Source organism: Brevundimonas bullata, from assembly GCF_003350205.1.
Classification (GTDB): domain Bacteria; phylum Pseudomonadota; class Alphaproteobacteria; order Caulobacterales; family Caulobacteraceae; genus Brevundimonas; species Brevundimonas bullata.
Map to the genome: position 1 here is coordinate 114,328 of NZ_QLLC01000007.1, position 18,277 is coordinate 132,604.

The 18,277-nt window shown below is 66.2% G+C and carries 17 protein-coding genes and 1 pseudogene; 14 read left to right on the forward strand and 4 right to left on the reverse strand.

The features are described from left to right. Nucleotides 1-39 precede the first annotated feature (39 nt). Both DXK21_RS05200 and DXK21_RS05205 read left to right on the forward strand, forming a co-directional pair. The gene (locus DXK21_RS05200; RefSeq protein ID WP_114816715.1) at nt 40-1,008 is read left to right on the forward strand and encodes a DUF6607 family protein; all 969 of its coding nucleotides are present in this window, start codon (nt 40-42) and stop codon (nt 1,006-1,008) included. Between the two features lie 787 nt (nt 1,009-1,795). Beyond that, entirely contained in the window at nt 1,796-2,290 is a 495-nt protein-coding gene (locus tag DXK21_RS05205; RefSeq protein ID WP_114816716.1) for a hypothetical protein, read from the forward strand. 135 nt (nt 2,291-2,425) lie between these two features. Here DXK21_RS05205 and DXK21_RS05210 read toward each other — a convergent pair whose 3' ends face one another. Then, nucleotides 2,426-3,157, reverse strand: a complete 732-nt coding sequence (locus DXK21_RS05210) for a helix-turn-helix domain-containing protein (protein WP_114816717.1) — start codon at nt 3,155-3,157, stop codon at nt 2,426-2,428. A gap of 170 nt (nt 3,158-3,327) precedes the next feature. On the opposite strand from DXK21_RS05210, the gene DXK21_RS05215 reads away from it, so the two are divergent. After that, on the forward strand, nt 3,328-5,463 hold the full coding sequence (locus DXK21_RS05215) for a marine proteobacterial sortase target protein (RefSeq protein ID WP_114816718.1): 2,136 nt from the start codon (nt 3,328-3,330) through the stop codon (nt 5,461-5,463). 65 nt (nt 5,464-5,528) lie between these two features. Further along, nucleotides 5,529-6,074, forward strand: a complete 546-nt coding sequence (locus DXK21_RS05220) for a class GN sortase (RefSeq protein WP_114816735.1) — start codon at nt 5,529-5,531, stop codon at nt 6,072-6,074. 15 nt (nt 6,075-6,089) lie between these two features. Here DXK21_RS05220 and DXK21_RS05225 read toward each other — a convergent pair whose 3' ends face one another. Next, a complete protein-coding gene (locus DXK21_RS05225) occupies nt 6,090-6,701 on the reverse strand; it encodes a TetR/AcrR family transcriptional regulator (protein ID WP_114816719.1) in 612 nt (203 codons plus the stop codon). A 171-nt stretch (nt 6,702-6,872) separates the two neighbouring features. On the opposite strand from DXK21_RS05225, the gene DXK21_RS05230 reads away from it, so the two are divergent. The 5 genes from DXK21_RS05230 to DXK21_RS05250 are packed head-to-tail and all read left to right on the forward strand — an operon-like array spanning nt 6,873 to nt 11,950. Then, the gene (locus DXK21_RS05230; protein WP_114816720.1) at nt 6,873-7,799 is read left to right on the forward strand and encodes a hypothetical protein; all 927 of its coding nucleotides are present in this window, start codon (nt 6,873-6,875) and stop codon (nt 7,797-7,799) included. Further along, nucleotides 7,796-8,668: a HesA/MoeB/ThiF family protein gene (locus DXK21_RS05235; protein ID WP_114816721.1), complete on the forward strand. Its 873-nt coding sequence runs from the start codon at nt 7,796-7,798 to the stop codon at nt 8,666-8,668. The genes DXK21_RS05230 and DXK21_RS05235 overlap by 4 nt, the downstream gene beginning before the upstream one ends. Then, entirely contained in the window at nt 8,665-9,867 is a 1,203-nt protein-coding gene (locus DXK21_RS05240; protein WP_114816722.1) for a hypothetical protein, read from the forward strand. The genes DXK21_RS05235 and DXK21_RS05240 overlap by 4 nt, the downstream gene beginning before the upstream one ends. Next, the gene (locus DXK21_RS05245) at nt 9,864-10,988 is read left to right on the forward strand and encodes a GNAT family N-acetyltransferase (protein ID WP_114816723.1); all 1,125 of its coding nucleotides are present in this window, start codon (nt 9,864-9,866) and stop codon (nt 10,986-10,988) included. The genes DXK21_RS05240 and DXK21_RS05245 overlap by 4 nt, the downstream gene beginning before the upstream one ends. Beyond that, complete coding sequence (locus DXK21_RS05250; protein WP_114816724.1) at nt 10,985-11,950, forward strand: nitroreductase family protein; 966 nt, start codon at nt 10,985-10,987, stop codon at nt 11,948-11,950. Before DXK21_RS05245 ends, DXK21_RS05250 begins: the two co-directional genes overlap by 4 nt. On the opposite strand, the gene DXK21_RS17015 is transcribed toward DXK21_RS05250, so the two are convergent. Continuing rightward, entirely contained in the window at nt 11,951-13,561 is a 1,611-nt protein-coding gene (locus tag DXK21_RS17015; RefSeq protein ID WP_162790583.1) for a c-type cytochrome, read from the reverse strand. 214 nt (nt 13,562-13,775) lie between these two features. On the opposite strand from DXK21_RS17015, the gene DXK21_RS05260 reads away from it, so the two are divergent. From DXK21_RS05260 to DXK21_RS05275, 5 genes are all read left to right on the forward strand, one after another. Next, nucleotides 13,776-14,294 (forward strand): hypothetical protein, encoded by a 519-nt coding sequence (locus tag DXK21_RS05260; RefSeq protein WP_114816726.1) that lies wholly within the window; start codon nt 13,776-13,778, stop codon nt 14,292-14,294. 167 nt (nt 14,295-14,461) lie between these two features. Further along, nucleotides 14,462-14,791, forward strand: coding sequence for a LysR family transcriptional regulator (locus DXK21_RS16745; protein WP_211305971.1), 330 nt, complete (start codon nt 14,462-14,464; stop codon nt 14,789-14,791). A gap of 4 nt (nt 14,792-14,795) precedes the next feature. After that, a complete protein-coding gene (locus DXK21_RS05265; RefSeq protein WP_245945111.1) occupies nt 14,796-15,368 on the forward strand; it encodes a LysR family substrate-binding domain-containing protein in 573 nt (190 codons plus the stop codon). A gap of 81 nt (nt 15,369-15,449) precedes the next feature. Continuing rightward, complete coding sequence (locus DXK21_RS16750) at nt 15,450-17,159, forward strand: SDR family NAD(P)-dependent oxidoreductase (RefSeq protein ID WP_211305973.1); 1,710 nt, start codon at nt 15,450-15,452, stop codon at nt 17,157-17,159. 278 nt (nt 17,160-17,437) lie between these two features. Then, on the forward strand, nt 17,438-18,088 hold the full coding sequence (locus DXK21_RS05275; RefSeq protein WP_114816727.1) for an imm11 family protein: 651 nt from the start codon (nt 17,438-17,440) through the stop codon (nt 18,086-18,088). A gap of 13 nt (nt 18,089-18,101) precedes the next feature. Here DXK21_RS05275 and DXK21_RS05280 read toward each other — a convergent pair. Further along, a pseudogene (locus tag DXK21_RS05280) lies at nt 18,102-18,277 on the reverse strand (transposase); the annotation flags it as partial.

The following is an 18,277-nucleotide window of genomic DNA, read 5'->3' on the forward strand; positions in this document are numbered from 1 at the left end:
GGAAGCCCGATGACACCCTCACCCAAAAAGGAACGCCCCATGCGCGCCATCCTCATCGCCGCCGCCCTGTTGGCGGGCGCGGCGCCCGCCGCTGCCGCCCTGGCCCAGACCGCCTCAAGCGTCACCGCGCTCGCGAGCCGGTTCGAGCAGGACCGCCAGTCGATCCTGGCCCAGGCCGGTCAGTACCGCGTCCACTTCGACATGCGCGAGAACGTCAGCTTCCACGCCGACTACGACCCGATGGAAGGCAAGCTGTCGGGCGGCAGCGAAATCGTGCGCGTCGTCTATGACAAGGGCGACCGGATCAGCCTGCAGCACATTCTGGTCATGGAGCACGAAGGCCAGGCCATCGTCATCAAGCACTGGCGTCAGGACTGGGTCTATCAGCCGGAAACCGTCCTGACCTATGTCGGAGCCAACGAATGGGCGCTGACGCCGGTGTCCGCCGATCAGCGCGTCGGGGCCTGGTCGCAGACGGTGTGGCAGACGGACGATTCGCCCCGCTACGGCGGCGTCGGCCGCTGGACCTACGCCAATGGCATGAAGGTCTGGAGCTCCGAGCCGACCTGGCGCCCGCTGGCGCGTCGCGACGCGGTGCTGAACCCCGTCTACGACCGCTATCTCGGCACAAACCGTCACGCCCTGACCCCGAACGGCTGGGTCCACATCCAGGACAACATGAAGATGGACGGCCGGGCTGGCGGCGAGCCCGTCGCCATCGTCCAGGAGGACGTGATCAACACCTACGACCGTTCGACCAGCTACTCGCCCAAGGCGGGCGACGACTACTGGGCCGCAACGCAGGACTACTGGGCCGCCGTACGCGACGCCTGGGACGCCGCCATCGCGGTCACTGGCCGCGTCTATGTCGAAGAAGAAGCCCAGACCGGCGTCGTCACCGGCCCGCCCCTGATGGATCTGGCCCAGAAGATTCAGGACGGCGAGATCACGACCGAAGCCGCTATCGCCCAGGCCCGCACGATCATCGAGACCGCCACCAAACGCTGAAAGACCTGACCGAAAGCCCTCCTGCGCCAGGCATGCTAAGCGCATCCCAGCCTGGCCAGGAGGGCTCTGGACGCCACGGCCCCTATGCGCACAGAAGCCCAGGCTAGGCATCGACCCATGGCCCGACGCGGCGGCTGTAGAAGCTGAGACCCGTACCGAACAGCCTCAACTCGAGCTCTGCGATAAGAGTTGTTTTAAATCAATAATTTGAAGTAGCAGGCGGCGACGGGTTCGAACCGCCGACCCTCTCGGTGTAAACTATTTACGGTGCAACCACCGCTTTGGCGCTGTTGGCTGTCGCCGGCGCGAGCCAGGCTCAAGTCGTTTCAAGCGTAAGCGTTACGACGAGCCCCCCCGACCCGACGAGCAAGCTGGTATTGCGGAATACTCAGCCCTGTGTGAGCTTGACAAACGAGGCCCGCAACATCGCGAGCGTGCAGGTGCCCGTCTACAATGTCGCCCTGCCCGTTCTGCGAACCCTGGGTGACCTTCCATATCGTGTGTTCGAGGTCTGATAGGCATTGCGGAAGGCGGCGATCGTCTGGGGCCTCGCGGACGACGCCTACGGCGAACTGACTGGGCCCGGAACGCTAGCGGCATTTTCGACCTAGCCGTCAGCGCTAGCCTGAACGCCTCCACTCCTCGCAGCCAGTCAACGCGCTCGGTGTGCAGAGCCGTCAATATTATACACCGTTCAAAATTGACTTGTGGTCACGGGATGCAGCTGAGATGGTGGCTTCGACGATCTCGATCACGTGCTCGAAATTTGGCGACAGGGACAGCGGACATGAAAAAGACTTTAGCTCTCATCGGATTCACGGCGCTGCTGGCGGCTTGCGGATCGCAGGCCGACTCCAAGGCTCCCGAGACGAGCGAGACCGCCCCCGCGACGACATTGGCGCAACAGACCTCATCGACTGAGCCCGTTTCGGCCGCTGAAGAAGAAGCCGCTCGCAGAGGTTCTTCGACGCAGGCGGCCTTCCCCGTCGGCTATCGCGGCGCCTGGGACTATAGCGAGGACGGTTGCGCGAAGGATGAAAGCGGCACTCGCTTCGTCATTACGGCCAACGAGATCAAGGGCTACGAGGACACCTCCAAACTGGTGGCGCTGGAGACCCTGGAAGGCGAGGGTGACGCCATCCGCGTGGTTCTAGAGAACCAGTCCTCGGACGGCGACAAGACAATCGTCCAAATCCTGCGACTGTCTCCCGTCGCCGGCATTTCGCTGCGCATCGAACAGGACGGCAAGACGGTTCGCGCTAGCCGTTGCGACCCCGTGTGATAGCCGCCCTTCGCCATCACCGCGCCGTCCCTGCCAGTCCAGCGATGTTGGCTGGCGTTCGTCGGCGCGGAACCGTTAGAGGCCTGGCCTCTATCCATGCCGCTTGAGGGCGACGGGGATAGCGAAACAGGGGGGTCATTTTGGAAAATGGGCGAATCCGTCAGACGTCACCAGATCCAGTTCCGCGCGATATCGGACATAGTCAGGATGGTTGGTCTTGATGCGTCCAAACGCGATCTCGGTTTCTGCCTTCAGTCGAAGCATGACGAAGGGTGCGGCGGCGGGGATCAGCTGCGATCCGTGGCCGACCATCAGCGTGGTCAGGATGCCGTAGAGGGCGCCCTGGATCGTCGGGCGGCCCAAGACGGCCAGACGATACTGGCCCTCCACATTGGTCACCAGATAGATGTGGCCGGACAGATGAGGCAGCGACACCTTTCCGCTCTGCGAGAAAGAACTGTCCAGACGCTCGGCCTCTGAAAACACCAGACAGCCCTGCTCCGCATCCCACTGGATGATCGTCACATAGGCAAAGATATCGCCCGGCGTTCCGAACGACGGCCGCAGCGTCAGATAACGCCCCTCCAGCCACCGCACCGCATTCTGGGAATAGGCGCCCAGATTGTCCGGCGAGGCGACGAGCGGATCGGCTGGCGAAGCCGCCGGAATCTTCTGCAGCGGGACGCCCAAGGCCTGTTCAAGTCGGATCACTGTGGCCAGGGTGAAGGCGCGACGCCCGGACAGGGCCTTTTCCAGCGTCGAGATGCTGACCCTGGCCATATCCGCCAGGGCCTGACGAGACAGTCGCCGCCGCGCCAGCTCTTCGCGAACGCGGCGGGCGATCATCTGCGCGTCAGCGTCGTCCATAGGCTCACATCCCCGATTGCCATCCCACTACGCACATTTCCGCACATCGCGTCAATCGAAGGCCCGACCGCCTATGCGCTTGCGGACAATGGCGAAGATTTGCCTCGATTTCGCATGGCCGTGCGCACATCCGACTGCCTAGTGAAAAGGCTCCATCAAGGAGCATCCCCATGATCCCGCCCCTCGCCGCCAGGCGCCGCCCTGGCTCTTTCCCCAGGCTCCACCGGCGTCGAGCCGCCCTGATCGCCAGGCTGTCGGTCTTCGTCCTGTCGGTGATGATGTTCAGCTTCGCCTCCCTCGCCCATGCGCGACAACTCGCGCCGGGCGACGAGATCACCTCCGGCTCCCTTCTGTTGCGGGCCAGGGACGGGGCGACGCCTTCCGCGGTGCAGTTGGGCACGGACATGGACGTGACCGTCACCGGCCTGACCGCGCGCGTGAAGGTGGTTCAGGCCTTTCGCAACACCAGTCGCGACTGGGTCGAAGCCACCTATCTCTATCCCCTGCCCGAAGACGGCGCGGTCGACAGCCTGAAGATGGTCGTCGGCCAGCGGGTGATCATCGGCGAGATCAACCGACGCGCCGCCGCGCGGGAAATCTATGAACAGGCCAAGGCCGAAGGTCGCGCCGCCGGTCTGGTCGAGCAGCAACGCCCCAATATGTTCACCAACCGGGTCGCCAATATCGGACCGGGCGAAACCGTCCTGATCGAGATCGAATACCAGGCCCCTGTGCGCCGCATTTCGGGGGAATATGGATTCCGGCTGCCGCTGGTCGTAGGGCCGCGCTACGCCCCGTCAGATGCGTCGGCGGCTGACGTCGCTGCGACCCGCGCCCCGGTGCTGAACCCTCGCCGCCACGCGGACATCAATCCGGTATCCATCACGGTGCGCCTGAACCCCGGCTTCGCGCCGACCGGCATTGTCAGCCCCTATCACGCCATCCAGATCGTCGAGGGCGCGGGATCGACGCGGACCATCACCCTCAAGGACGGTTCAACGCCGTCCAATCGCGATTTCGAGTTGCGGTGGCGTTCCGCCGAAACCGCCCCTGGCGTGGAGCTGTTCCGAGAACGCGTACGGGCCGACGACTATCTGATGGCGCTGATTTCGCCGCCGGAGAGCAACCGTCGCAGGACCCCGCCGGTGCGCGAACTGGTCTTCGTCATCGACAACAGCGGTTCGATGTCCGGCGACTCCATGCTTCAGGCGAAGGAAAGCCTGAAGTTGGCCCTGCGCAGCCTCTCACCGACCGACCGCTTCAACGTCATTCGCTTTGACGACACCATGACCGAACTGTTCGACAAGCCCGTCCTGGCGACGCGCGAACAGATCGCCCTGGCCCTGCGCTACGCCGATCAGCTCGAGGCCAGCGGCGGCACCGAAATGCTGCCGGCGTTGCGAGCCGCTCTGGTCGACGACACCCCGCACGATACAGGTCGCGTACGTCAAGTGATCTTCCTGACCGACGGCTCAATCAGCAATGAAGACCAGATGCTGGCCGCGCTCGGCTCGAACCGGGGTCGCAGTCGCGTCTTCATGGTCGGCATCGGCAGCGCGCCCAACAGCTTCCTGATGAACCGCATGGCCGAGGTCGGCCGAGGGACCTACACCCATATCGGCGACACCCGCGAGGTCATCACCCGCATGTCGGCGCTGCTGGACCGCCTGACCCGTCCGGTCCTGACCGACCTGCGGGTGGTCACCCAAGGCGGCGACGCAGAGTTCGCCCCGGCCGATCTGCCCGATCTCTACGAAGGCGAGCCGCTCATCCTTCTGGCCCGTGCGTCGAATCTTCGGGGATCGATCACCGTTTCCGGCATGCTGGACGGACGTCCCTGGAGCCGTCGCATCAATCTCAACCAGGCTGTGGAAGGCGTGGGCGTCGCCAAGCTCTGGGCCCGACGCCGCATCACCGACGCCGAGGTCGGCCATCGCCTGGATCAGGTCAGCGCCGAGGAGGCCGCCCAGACCATCGCCCAACTGGGTCTCGACTTCTCGATCGTGACCCGGGAGACCAGCCTGGTGGCCGTTGACCGCACGCCCTCGCGGCCCCAGGGCGCACGCCTGACCGAGGAGGAACTGCCGTTGAACCTGCCGGCAGGCTGGGACTTCGTCCGCATATTCGGCGCCCCCGCCCCCGACAGCGCTCAGTCGACCGAAGCCGCGACCGACGACCCCAGCATCCCCTTTGACCTGCCGCAGACGGCGACCGCATGGGCGCTGTCCGTGTGGGCGGGGCTAGGGCTGGCGCTGATCGGCGGACTGGGACTGATGGTCATGCGACGTCGGCGCGCGCGGTCGTGAAACCGACCCAGCCCCCCGCCGCCAAGGGAGGGCGCCGATGGCGCGCCCTCCCGACCGCCGGCTTCATGGCCCTGTCTTTCGCGGGCCTGTGTCTGGCCGGACAGGGCGCCGTCATTCCCGCCAAGGCGGTCCTGGCCCAGGTGCTGCTGGAACGCGCATTCGCCAAGTCGCGTTCGACGGGCGCTCCGGTCAAGGCCTGGCCCTGGGCGGACGCCGTCCCCGTCGCGCGGATCAGCGTGCCGCGATTGGGAGTTTCTGAAATCATCCTGTCCGGCGGCTCCGGCGAGGCCCTGGCCTTCGGACCGACCCTCGTCCCCGGCAGCGCGCCCCTCGGTCAGAACGGAACCGCCGTCGTCGCGGCCCATCGCGACACCCACTTCAGCTTCATGCAGCATCTTCAGCCGGGCGATGTCGTGGTCGTCGAAACCACTGACGGCGACCGCGCCTCATTCCGCGTGCAGGGCGGCTATGTGGTCCGCAACGACCAGTTCGCCATCGCCTCCCGCGCGGTCGCCCCCACCCTCGTTCTCAGCACCTGCTGGCCGTTTGACGCCACCACCCAAGGCCCATGGCGCTATGTCGCCATCGCACACGCTCAGTCATCAAGATGAGGGGGCGCGGCGGCGTTACTTCAGCCCATCCACCGATGCGCCGGCATGGTTCAGGCTTTCACGGACGCGCTCCAGCGCCAACTCCATGGGCTGCTCGATTCCCATCAGGGCGAAACTGCCGTTCAGATCATACACGCAGTGCCCGTGAACCACCGCGATGAGCGAACGGGCCAGACGCGGCGCGTCGGCCTGCGCCCTGGACGGCAGGACGGCGACCACCTCGTCCACGATGATCTGGGTCAGCCCGCCACGCCGTTGATTCTGTTCATCGGACAGGACGACGTCGGGCGGCAAATGATGGTCATAGATGGCCGTCCAGCTGTGACGATTGGCGCGCGCGAAGCCGAAATAGGCCTCAACGAGACAGCGAATCCGATCTGGCCCGCTGCTCTCCAGGGCCGCCCGGACCTCCTCCGCCCAAAGCTGGAAGGTCCGCGTATTGATGGCGATCAGCAGCTGATCCAGGGTGCCGAAGACATTGTACAGGGTGCCGATGGAATAGCCGATCCGCTTGGCCACCTCCCGCGCGGAGAAGCGCGCGAAGCCGACCTCAGCCATATGCTTGTGGCCCTCGACCAGAAACAGGTGTTCCAGCTCTTGCCGCGTATGATCGGATCGTCTGCCCATTGGGCGTGCATAGCAGAATCCCGCTTTGGGAAAGCCGAAGAAACATCTGTTTTTGCACTTTATTGATCGACGTTCATTTCGAACTATGCTGCTTCGCCTTGACGCGGCTCAGGGCGACCGTTCCAGTGAAGCTGGCGGACGCGCGCGGGCCGTCCCTCGAATGACGGTCGTATGATCAATCTGCATTGGCGCTCGGGCCGGGATTTAACGACGCACATCGTCGAGCGCCCTGGGCTGACCCTGTCGGGACCGGATATCGAGGCCCTGACGGCCGACCTGCGGTCGGTGGCCGAGACCACGCTGGATCAGGCCTCCCTGGCCTATGGCGTTCTGGGCGGCGACGCCGAGCGGCTGAGGAACTGCGTCGTGACCGTGGTCTATCAGGGCAAGGGCGCGGCCGCCCGGCCGGTCGCCTTCAACGTCCTGTCTCTGCTGGAGACCGAACTGGAAGGCCGCCCGACCCAGGTCATGCATCTGGGCCTGGTCATGGTCGATCCGTCCTTCCGGGGGCGCGGCATGTCGGCGACCCTCTATGGCCTGACCTGCGTCCTGATGTTCCTGGCGGGGCAAGGCCGACCGCTGTGGATCTCCAACGTCAGCCAGGTGCCCGCCGTCGTCGGCATGGTGGCCGAGACCTTTTCCGACGTCTTTCCTTCCCCACATCCTGGCGCTAGGCGCAGCTTCGATCACCTGACCCTGGCGCGTCAGATCATGGCCCGGCACAGGTCGGCTTTCGGCGTCGGCCCCGAGGCGGGATTCGACGAGGCGCGCTTTGTCATCACTGACGCCTATACCGGCGGCTCCGACGCGCTGAAGAAGGCGTTTGAGCAGGCCGCGCTGCATCGAACAGAGGCCTACAACGCCTTCTGCCGCGACCAGCTCGACTATGAGCGAGGCGACGACCTGATCCAGATCGGCCGCATCGATATGGCCGCCGCCGGGCGCTATCTGCGCAAGGTCGCGCCGCCGACGACCGCCATGGGGCTGGGCGGTCTGGTCGTCATCATGGCGGCGCGCATGGCGGTCCTGCCGCTAATCTACTGGCTTTCAGCCAACCGACCGTGGGGCGTCCTCAGACCCTGGAAAGAGGCCCGATGACCGAAGACTTCTATGCCGAGATGACCACCCGCAACCTGGGCTTCGTCAGCGAACAGGAACAGGCGCGCCTTAAGGAAAGCGCCGTCTTCGTCGCCGGCGTCGGCGGCATGGGCGGGGCCTGCGTGCAGATGCTGGTCCGCGCCGGCGTCGGCCGCATCGCCATCGCCGACCTGGACACGTTCGAGGTCTCCAACCTGAACCGCCAGGTCTTCGCCTTCACCGACACCGTGGATCGGCCCAAGGCCGAGGTCACGGCCGAGGCCCTGCTCAAGATCAACCCGAACCTGAAACTGACGGTGCTGGGGGCCGAATGGACGGATCAGTTGGAGACGCTGGCGCGCGACTATCCGGTCATCGTCAACGGCTGTGACGACGTGGCGGCGACAGTCGAGCTGTATCGCGTCGCCCGGCGATGCGGGGCCAGCGTCATCGACGCCTACGCCTCGCCCCTGCCCTCGGTCATCCTGGTGCGGCCCGAGGATCCGCGCCCGGAAGACCGGCTGACCTACCCGACGCGCGGGACGCCGTGGCGTGAGATCACGTCGGACCAGGCCAGCGACGCCTTCCTGAAGGAGATCGAGTGGGTGCTGACCCATTCCTCGTCCCACGCCCATGTCGACCTGCAAGCCGCCGCCGAAATGGCGGCGGGCAAGCGCAAGCGGATGAGCTTCGCCCCCATGGTCGTCACCGCCGGCGCCCTGATGGCGGGAGAGGCCCTGTCCCTGATCATGGAGCGGCGCACGCGCACAGACTGTCGCGGCTGGTTCCTCAATGTGCGTGAAGCCCGGGTCGAACGGCCTCTTCCCGGCCCGGTCGCCTGGGCCAGGGGCTGGCTGGTGCGCCGGATGATGCAGCGTCTGCTGGCATGACCGCCGCCGCCGACATTCAGATGCTGGTCGACGGCTTCGGCGCCCTGGGGGCGCTGGCCGTCGCTCTGGTCCTGGTCAGCCGCAAGGGCCGCACCACGGTCCAGAACGTACTGATGCTGGTCTTCGCCCTGGCGGGCCTGTTCTACGCCAGCCGGGCGCTGGCCCGGGCGACAGGGTTAGAGGGCTTTGGTCTGGTCAGCCTGATCCTGGCCTGCGCCCTGCCGCTGGGCGCCTTGCTGCTGGCCGAGAACCTGCTGCGACGCCACGCGCCCCTGCCGATCAAGCTGATCGTGGCGGGCGGAACGCTGCTCGGCCTGATCGCCGCTATTCTGGCCGGATCGGGGCTAGAGCGGGCCTTCAGCCTGGCCCTCTATGTGCCCCTGGCCCTGGCGCTGGTTCTGGGGCTGATCCTGTTTCGCGACCGCTCGACCCTGGCCCCGATGGAGAATGCGGCGCTCGATTCCTACGGCCGCGCCCTTCTGGCGACGGGCCTTCTGGCGCTGACCGATTTCGGCCTGATCTCGCCGTTCGGGCTTAGCGCCCTGGGTATGCTGAGCCTGGCCTATGCGGCGGCGGCCGGAGCCAGCGCCCCGCGCCGCTGGATCGACGCTCTGAAGGAACTGGCGCTAGCCGCCACCATCTCTGTTCTGCTCGCAGGCGCCCTGCTGCGCCTTCGCCCGCCCGGCTCCCTGCTGGAGGCCGAAGGCGTGCTGGCGATCACGGTCTCAGCCCTGCTCGCCCTGTCGGTTCTGCTACGCCTTCAGTCGGGCGGCGGCGATCAGCAACGCCGCCTTTTCGAGCAGGCCCTGGCGACGGCGGACACCACCGACCTGGGCCGGTTCATTGACACCGCGTCGCGCGCCGCGCCCCTGCAAGGTCTGGTTCTGGCCGAAGGGGCGGACCTGTCGGCCTATGATCCCGCCCTGCTGCGCGCCGCCTTCGCGGATGACGTCGTCATGGACCTGACCCGTCTGGACCACGCGCTGTCCGAGGCCGAACGCGACGCCCGAGAGCAGCTTCGCGACTTGCTGCGCCGGCACGCCTCGACCCACGCTATCCTGATCAGCGCCGTTCCCTTGCAGATCGCCCTGATCGCCTTGGGCGGCTCCACACGCGCCGAGGAAGACGAGCGGGCCATGGCCCTGTTTCAGAAGATGGCGGCCATGGTCGCCGCTCGAGACGCCGGAGCCCCTGCATGAGCCTGACCCTGGTCCGGGGCGATTTCGACGCCTTCTTCCGCACGCCCTTCGTCGTCTATCCCAAGGATACGCCCTACGTCTCGCCAATGCGCTCTGACCTGCAGCGCTATCTCGATCCGCACAAAAACCCGCTGCTGAAAGGCGGCGGCGACCTCGAGGTGCTGGTCGTGATGCGCGACGGTCAGCCCGTCGCGCGGGCCACGGCGCACCGCCACCCGGCGTCGAACGAACGGCACGGCTTATCGCGCAGCTATTTCGGCTATCTCGACGCCGCCGACGATCCCGAGGCCCTGCGCCTGCTGTTCGACGGCGTGGAGGCCTTCGCCCACCGACACGGCGACACCGAAATTGCCGGCCCCTTCAACCTGACCGCCATGCAGCAAATCGGCCTGGTGACAGAGGGATTCGAGCACGCCCCCTTCACCGACATGGTCTGGTCCCCGCCCTATCTGGCCGCTCGCCTGGAGGCCATGGGCTATGCCGCCGAATTCCCCATGTCGACCTTCCGTTTTAGTCCCGGCGAAGTGGATCGCGACCGTCTGCTGACGCCCGGCGCCCGAGCCATTCTGGCCTCCGACGACTGGATCTTCGCCCCGATCGACCGACGCCGCTTCAAGCCGCGAATGGAAGAAGCTCGTCAGTGTCTCAACGGCGGCTTTGACGCCAACCCCATGTTCGTCCCCCTGACCGACGAGGAGTTCGAGTTTCAGGCTGGGGAGATGATGTGGATTCTCGACCCGGCCCTGTCGTCGGTCATCCACTACAAGGGCCAGCCGATGGGGGTGGTCATCTGCATTCCCGACCTCAACCCCTTCGTGCGCGATTCCGGCGCGACCTACGGGCCTCGCGCCCTCTGGGCCTGGCTGAAGATGCAGGTCCGGCCACGACGCGCGGTGCTGATCCTCTATTCGGTGATGCCCGAGGCGCAAGGCCAGGGGGTCAATCCCGCCATGCTGTGGCGTGTCATCGGCGCCTTGCAACAGCGCGGCTATCGCGAGTGCGGCTGCACGTGGATCGCCGACGTCAACGGCACCAGCCTGCGCCAGCTCGAACGGATCGGCGGCGAGCGGCTGCACCGCACCCACCTGTTCCGAAAGGTTCTGGATAACGCCGCAGCATGACCCCCGAGACCTTCGCCGCCATCGTCGCCGACGCCGCCCTGTCGCCCAACGTCCACAATATCCAGCCCACCGTCTGGCGCCGGATCGACGACCACACGGTCGCGGTCATGCAGGCGCCCGGTCGCACCCTGCCGGTCGGCGACCCGACCGGCCGCGACGTCGCCGCCAGTCACGGCGCGGCGGTCGAGGGTTTCGTCCTGGCCGCCAGCCTGCGGGGACTTGAGATCGGTTTGGCCGCGCCCGAAGAGGGCGAGATCGTCCGCCTAATCGTGACCGGCGAAGCGACGCCAGACCCGCTCGCACCCTTCCTGACCCGACGCCGCACCTATCGCGGAAAGTTCACCCCCGACCGCGCCGAGGCGGCGCTGGACGCCCTGGCCCAGACCGCGCGCGACCTGACCGTGCTGCGCGACCGCGCCGACATCGACCATGTCGCCCGCCTCAACGATCAGGCCAGTCTGAAGGGTTTTCGCGACAGCGGGTTTCGCGCTGAACTTCTGGCCTGGATGCGCTTGTCGCCACGCCATCCCTGCTGGAGCGTGGATGGCCTGAACGCCCGCGCCATGGAGATGTCAGGCGTCGAAGCCCTCGGCGCGGGGCTGGTGCTGAAGCCGGGCGTGTTCGAGCTTTTTGATCGGCTGGGCCTGGCCGGTGCCCTGACCGGAGAAGCCTCCGTGGTGAAGTCCAGCGCGGCCGTCGCCCTGTTCCACCGCCCTGTCGCAGAGACGCCGTTCGAAACCGGGCGCCGTTGGCACCGGGTCTGGCTGGAAATCACGCGCCAAGGCCTGACCGCTGCTCCGATGACGGTGCTGGCCGATGACCCGGCGGCCGCCTCTGCCCTGGCGACGCGTTTCGAACAGCCGCCCGGCGCGCGTCTGATCACCGCCTTCCGCATCGGCCGGGTCGCCGACGACGCCCTGCCGCCGCCCGCCCGTCGCTCGGTCGCAGACCTGATCGTCTGATCAGAGCCGCTTCAGGTATTCCAGCAGGGCCAGCCGGTCTTCGCGGCTGAGCCCGGCGAACGGAGCATCATGCCCCCGTCCGTTCAACCCGGATTGGCGCGTGTCCACCCAGGCCGGCTGCGCATAGGGGCGATAGCCCTCCGGATAGGCGACGCCGACCCGCTGCATATCCATGGCGTGGCCGCCGACACGGAACTGCACGGGCCGTTCCTCCAGACCCAGAAGGGCCGCGAGACTGGGAACCGAGCCATTGTGCAGATAGGGCGCGCTCTGCCACAGCCCCGTCAGCGGCGGTGCGGCATAGACGCCGGTGTGCGCCGCCGAGATCGAGGCCCGCAAAGGCGAGGCGTTGACCCGCGCGGCCAGATCCTCCGTGATCGCCTCTGCGCGCGTCCGGTCCGTCCCCACGTCGCCTGCCCAGTTGGGAAAACGGACCAGTCGCGGCCCTTCGGCCGTTTCGGCATAGGTCCCGTGACAGGATGCGCAGGCCCGCTGGAAAATCTCGCGTCCAGCGGCGGCGCGTGCCTGGTCGATCCGCCCGGGGAAAGGCTGTGGCCGCACCGTCTGGAGAAAAGCCCAGGCCGTCTTCACGTCAGGGACGTGCCGTCGCGCCTGCGCGCCCGACACGCCCATGCTCGGGACGGTGAAATAGGCGGTGATGGCGGCCAGCTGATCGCGATGCGCCTCGTTCAGGTCGCTGGCTTCCATAGGCCGGAACCGTTCCCGGCCCGGCGGGGCATAGGCGCCGTCCCACAGCAGGGCGCTGCGCCAGGCGCGGTCGGCCAGATGCGGGATGGAGGTGAATCCCGTCTCACGCGTCATGGCGTCCGGATCGTTCGCCAACAACCCATGTTGCAGCTTCAACGCCGCCACCCCGTTGGTCGCGCCCGGCAGGCCGTTGGAGAAGGGCAGGACCCCCTGCCCCGTCGCGGCGATAGCCTTCATCCGTTCACGCACGCGCGGCATGACGAAGGACTGAAGCGTCGCGCGCTCGCGTTCGGTCATATCCGGGTACAGCTGGCCCACCGTCGCCATCAGGCGTTCAGGCTGGGCCACGCCAAGTTGCAAGGCGGCATAGAGACCCTGGGTATAGGCCTCCAGGTTCAGCGACGGATTGGGCGCGCCCAGCCAAACCCGATCTGGCGCAGGGCGCCCGTCCGCCTCATAGGTCGGCGCCGCATGGCAGGCCGCGCAGCCGATATTGCCGATCTGTAGTTCTATGGGTGGCAGGCTGCGTCGCCCGACGCCCAGGGTGACGCCCAGCACGGCCTCCGGCGTCGGGGGCGGCCCAGCTCCCTCCGGCCAGTTGGCGATCTCCATCGGATACAGGAAACCATAGCTCGCCAGAATCCGACGAAGCGAAGCCTGGGACACGTCTTCCGGCGCCTGCGCCATGACCAGCGCCGCCGAGGTCAGCTTCCAAGGCACGGCGACCGTTTTCATCGCGTCGGTGTTCAGACCGCCATAATCGCCAAAGGCGAACAGAAGCGCGCCCCTTTCCTCTCGGTCCTGGGACAACAGCCGACCATCCAGCGCTGTAGCCGTGGCCCGGACGTGGCCGCGCGCCATGTCCCAGACCGACTGACCGGCGCCGCCACATCCCGCCAGCACGCCGGCGCATGCCAAGAAGAGGCCGATGAATGTCGTAGATCTGCCCGCCCGCCATCGCATCGCCGCGCAACCCTCTACCCCTGCCCATAGGCCCTGCCCAGCAGAACCCGCCTCTACATCATCGCAGAGAAGCGACCGCTTTCATATATATTGATCGCCGTTCATTTATAGATATGCTCCCTCGCCTGACACGTCGATTTTTTGCGAGGGTTTCATGCGCATCCTGTCCGTCGCCGCCATTGGTCTCCTGAGCTTGACGGGCTGCAGCCCGTCTCCTGCCGAAAGCGCCCCGATCGAGGCTGTGCCTGAAGCGTCGCAGGCCGCGCCTCAGGCCAAGCCGCAGGAAGCGACTACGAGAACTGTCGCGCCCGACGCCGCTTTCGAGCGCGATGAGCCGGCTGGCGCAGCCATGACACTGGATCGCGAGGGCGAAGTCTGGCGCGTCACCTTCCGCGCCGGGGGCGTCCCAAACGGCCCCGCGACCGCCGCCGACTGCGAGCTTCAAGCGGTAGGACCTCAGGACGCGGAGGACGTCATCGCCGCCCGCGTGGTTCCATTTAAGGGCGAACTCAACACGATCATCGCCGCCGACATCGGAGCCGAAGCCCCGGTCATTGCGGTGCGTGTGGGGCCGGAGGGCGCGATCGTTCAGGACAGCGGCGCCGCCGCCCGATTTTGCGGCATGGGATCCGACATCAACGGTTTCTACCGCAGGACCGGCTCACCAGAGTGAATAGACCACAGCCGAGAGGGTCGAAGAATCGACGCATCCCCACAGGAGCGCACAGCATAGAAGAATGCCCGGACTCAATCGGTGCAGCGTCTTGATAGAACGTATTTTCACGGGAGACGAGGGTTCAGACAGAAGACGACCGACTCGGTGGTGTATTGAAAGTCGCCATGAACAACGACCCTCTGCCTCGCATCGACCTCAGGCTGCTTCACCAGTTCGTCGCGGTCGCGGAGGAGTTGCACTTTCGACGGGCCGCCGATCGGCTCGGCATGTCGCAACCGCCGCTTACCGCCGCGATCCGGCGACTGGAGGAAGAGGTTGGGGCTTCGCTGATCGAGCGCGGCCGAAAGACGGTTCGACTAACGCCTGCGGGCGCCGTCCTGCTGGATGAAGCCCGACGACTGCTTGCCGCCGCGAACGACGCGCTGGCGGCCACGCGTGACGCGGCCAGCGGCAAGCGGCAAGCGGGGGCGCGTACGCCTGGGATATGTCGGTAGCGGCATGTATGGCCCGCTGCCAGATAGGTTGCGCAGCTTCCGGCGCGAGCATCCTGATGTGCGGGTCGAGCTGCGCGAGATGACCACGGCGGGACAGGTTGCGGCGCTGCGATCAGGCGAACTGGACCTAGGCGTCGTCATTCCGCCGCTCGGCGATGCGGGCGGCCTGCTGACATCTCTTTTCGACACGGATCGTCTCGCCATCGCTTTGCCGTCCGGGCATGACCTGGCGCTCAGGGACAGCGTCTCGGTTGCGGACCTGGCCCCTCAGCCCTTCGTCTCCTGGCCTCGGAGGGAGGGAATAGGCTTCCACGACCAGGTGACGCGGCTTTGCATGATGGCGGGCTTCACGCCGGACGTGCACCAGGAAGCCCACGGGATGCACGCTGTTCTATCGCTCGTTGCGGTCGAGGCGGGCGTCGCAATCGTGCCGGCGAGCATGGCGTCAATCCGTTCGTCCGAAATTGCCTATCGTCCGATCGATAGCGACGCGGCGCGCTTCGAACTCCTGCTGTGCCGCCGCGCGGGCGAACCGGAGCCGGCGACGGCTCGGCTGGAGGCGGCGCTTCTACGATAGCCTGCGCCTATCACAGCGTCCGGTTATCGGTATTGGATCGAAACCTCCGTCGATCGCACCTTCACGCACTGGAGGTGACGAATGATCGATTTTTCCCATCGGGTAGCGCTGGTGACCGGCGCCGGGCGCGGACTCGGCTTCGCCTACGCCCGCGTGCTTGCCGCGCGTGGCGCTACCGTCATCGTGCAGGACACCGGCGTAGGCGCGGACGGAGAAGGCGATGATGCCGCAGTCGCCCAAACCGCGACGGACAGGATCAACGCAGCCGGCGGAAACGCCCATGCGGTAGCCGGACCGCTGGCCACGCACGCTGACTGCGCGGCGCTGGTCAACGGCGTTCTAGCCGAACATGGTCGGCTCGACGTGCTGATCCACAACGCGGGCTGGGTCGGCTACCAGCCTATTGAGGATTTAGAGCCGGATTTCCTCGAGCGCATGATCCGGCTCAGCGTCAATGCGCCGCTTTGGCTGGCGCAAGCTGCATGGCCGGCGATGCGCCGACAGGGCTTCGGCCGCATCCTGCTCACAACGTCTGATCGCGCCCTCTACCCAGAGTATGCGCAAGAGGGTTTGGCGGCCTATGCTGCGGCGAAGATGGCGGCGGTCGGCATCACCAACGTGCTTTCGCTCGAGGGCCGACCGCACGGGATCACCGTCAACGCGATCTCGCCCGTTGCGAAAACGCGAATGTGGGGCGTTGAGGGCGAACCGGACGAACTGCGGCCGGATGCGGTCGCCTCCGGCGCCGTCTACCTTGTCTCGCCTGACTGTGATGCGACCGGATGGGTGCTGCGCGCGAGCAATGGACAGTTCGTCGCCACCAAGGCGCGGGAGGCGGCCGGCGTCACCTACCCCCGCGACCTCGCCGGCGTAGCGGTCGATACGCCCGAGGACATGGCGGCCGCCTGGAAAGGCATCGCCATCGACGCTCCCGAGAGGCGCGCACAAGCGGACAAGGCGGTCTCGGTCGCCTTCCCGAGTGCGGCGGTGCTCGGCGAATGTCCGCTGTGGAGCGAGCGTCGCCGCCGGCTGCTCTGGGTCGATACAGAGGGACGCACGCTCAACCAATTCGATCCCGCCACGGGGCGGAACGAGGCAACCGGGATGCCCGATGTCATCGGCATGGTGGCGGAACGTGCGGACGGGACCCTGATGGTGGCGCTCGGCTGCGACCTGGCGATGATCGGCAATGACGCCCAGGTACGCCGTATGGCTACCGCGCCGCATGGCGGAGATGGCTACCGCCTGAACGATGGTCGCCTGGACCCGGAAGGGCGGTTGTGGGTGGGGATGATGGACAAGGCCCTGCACCCGGGAAGCGGCGTCCTTTACCGCTATGATCCCGATGGGACATGGCATGTCATGGACCAGGGCTTCACCCTCATAAACGGTCTGGATTGGAGCCCGGATCGGCGGACGCTCTATGTCACCGACTCACGCGCGCCCACGATCTACGCCTATGACCACGATCCGGCTTCCGGGACGATCAGCGAACGACGGGTGTTTGCGACGTTTGGGCCGAATGACGGCTTCCCGGACGGGATGCTGGTCGGCCCTGACGGGGCGCTTTGGAGCACGTTGTTCGGGGCCGGCGCGATCCAGCGTATCGAACCGGACGGGCGGTTCACCCGCCGGATCGACCTCCCTGTTCCCCGCCCGACGAGTTGTGCATTCTCAAGAGATGGCCGGCGCCTGTTCGTCACGACAGCGACGCTCGGCCTATCCGACGCCGAACTTGAGGCCGCACCGGCGTCCGGCGCTCTGCTGCGACTCGATCTCGGGAGCGCATAACCCTGGCTGACTGAAAGCCGGACGCTAAGAGTGGGGGGAGTGAAAGGGAATCGTATTCCCCCTGAAACAACGCTGAGTGAGGCGCATGCCCGACGTGACAGTCGAGACGGTGTTGGCGGCGCCGCCTTCCGCAATTCCGCCCGAGGCGCCCGTAACATGGGACTGAGCCTCACGCGGGTATGCCGGGCTGAACACCAATCTTGTCCGCAATGCCCGCCCCAGCAACGGTCGGCTGCCCCCCGCTTACTGTTCTACCCCCGCATCCATGACGGAAGCCCATGAACGAGCAGACTGCCATTCCCGCTTCGGTTGACACGGATTTCCACCAGGGCGAGTTCTACTTTCTGGAACCCAGCCGCTGGAATGACGGCATCGGGCACGGCCTGCAACTTGCCAACGAAGCGGCGCTCTGCCGGCCGGGTATGCGTACGGTGGATCGACCCAACGGCGACCCTGCCCAGTACCCCGAACGCCCTCACCTGGTGCACGTGCCGGCGGAAGGCGGACTACCGCGCGATTTCGAGGTGTACGCCAGCATCTGGATTGTTTCGCAGGCGTTGAAAGACGTCTTCGATGCAGTAGACGCGCAGGGATTTGCGTTCACTGCGTGTGACTTCACGTTGGCCGATGGCGCTCCCGGACCGCAATACTACCTGTGCGATGTGATTCGCGAGCTGGATGCGCTTGACGTCCCGGCCTCCCGAGTGAAGATCAAGGTGGAGCACGACTTCATCACCGACCAGGACGTGCAGTCCTACAGCATTGCCGGTGGTGCTTCGCTAGTGTTCAAGAAAGAAGCTGTAGGCGGCGCGCACATTTTCCGCCAACCCAATAGCGGGTTCGACCCCATTTGCGACCGGGTGATGTTCGACGCCCTCGGCCACGCGACATTGGACGGAGTCCGACTGCGGGACGCTTCAGCGCTGTAAGCCCCCCCCGAAACTCCATCAGCTGAGGCTCCGACCGGATCGAATAGAAGGCCTGGAGCAGCATCGCCCGCAGGAGCATCTCCGGCGATATCAAGGGACGGACCATCCGCGAACCGAGCGCCGAAAAGTCCTCCTGACGTGCCCCTGAGAATTTCCTCCACGCGGAGCTAGAGTCCGGCCCTTGAAAGG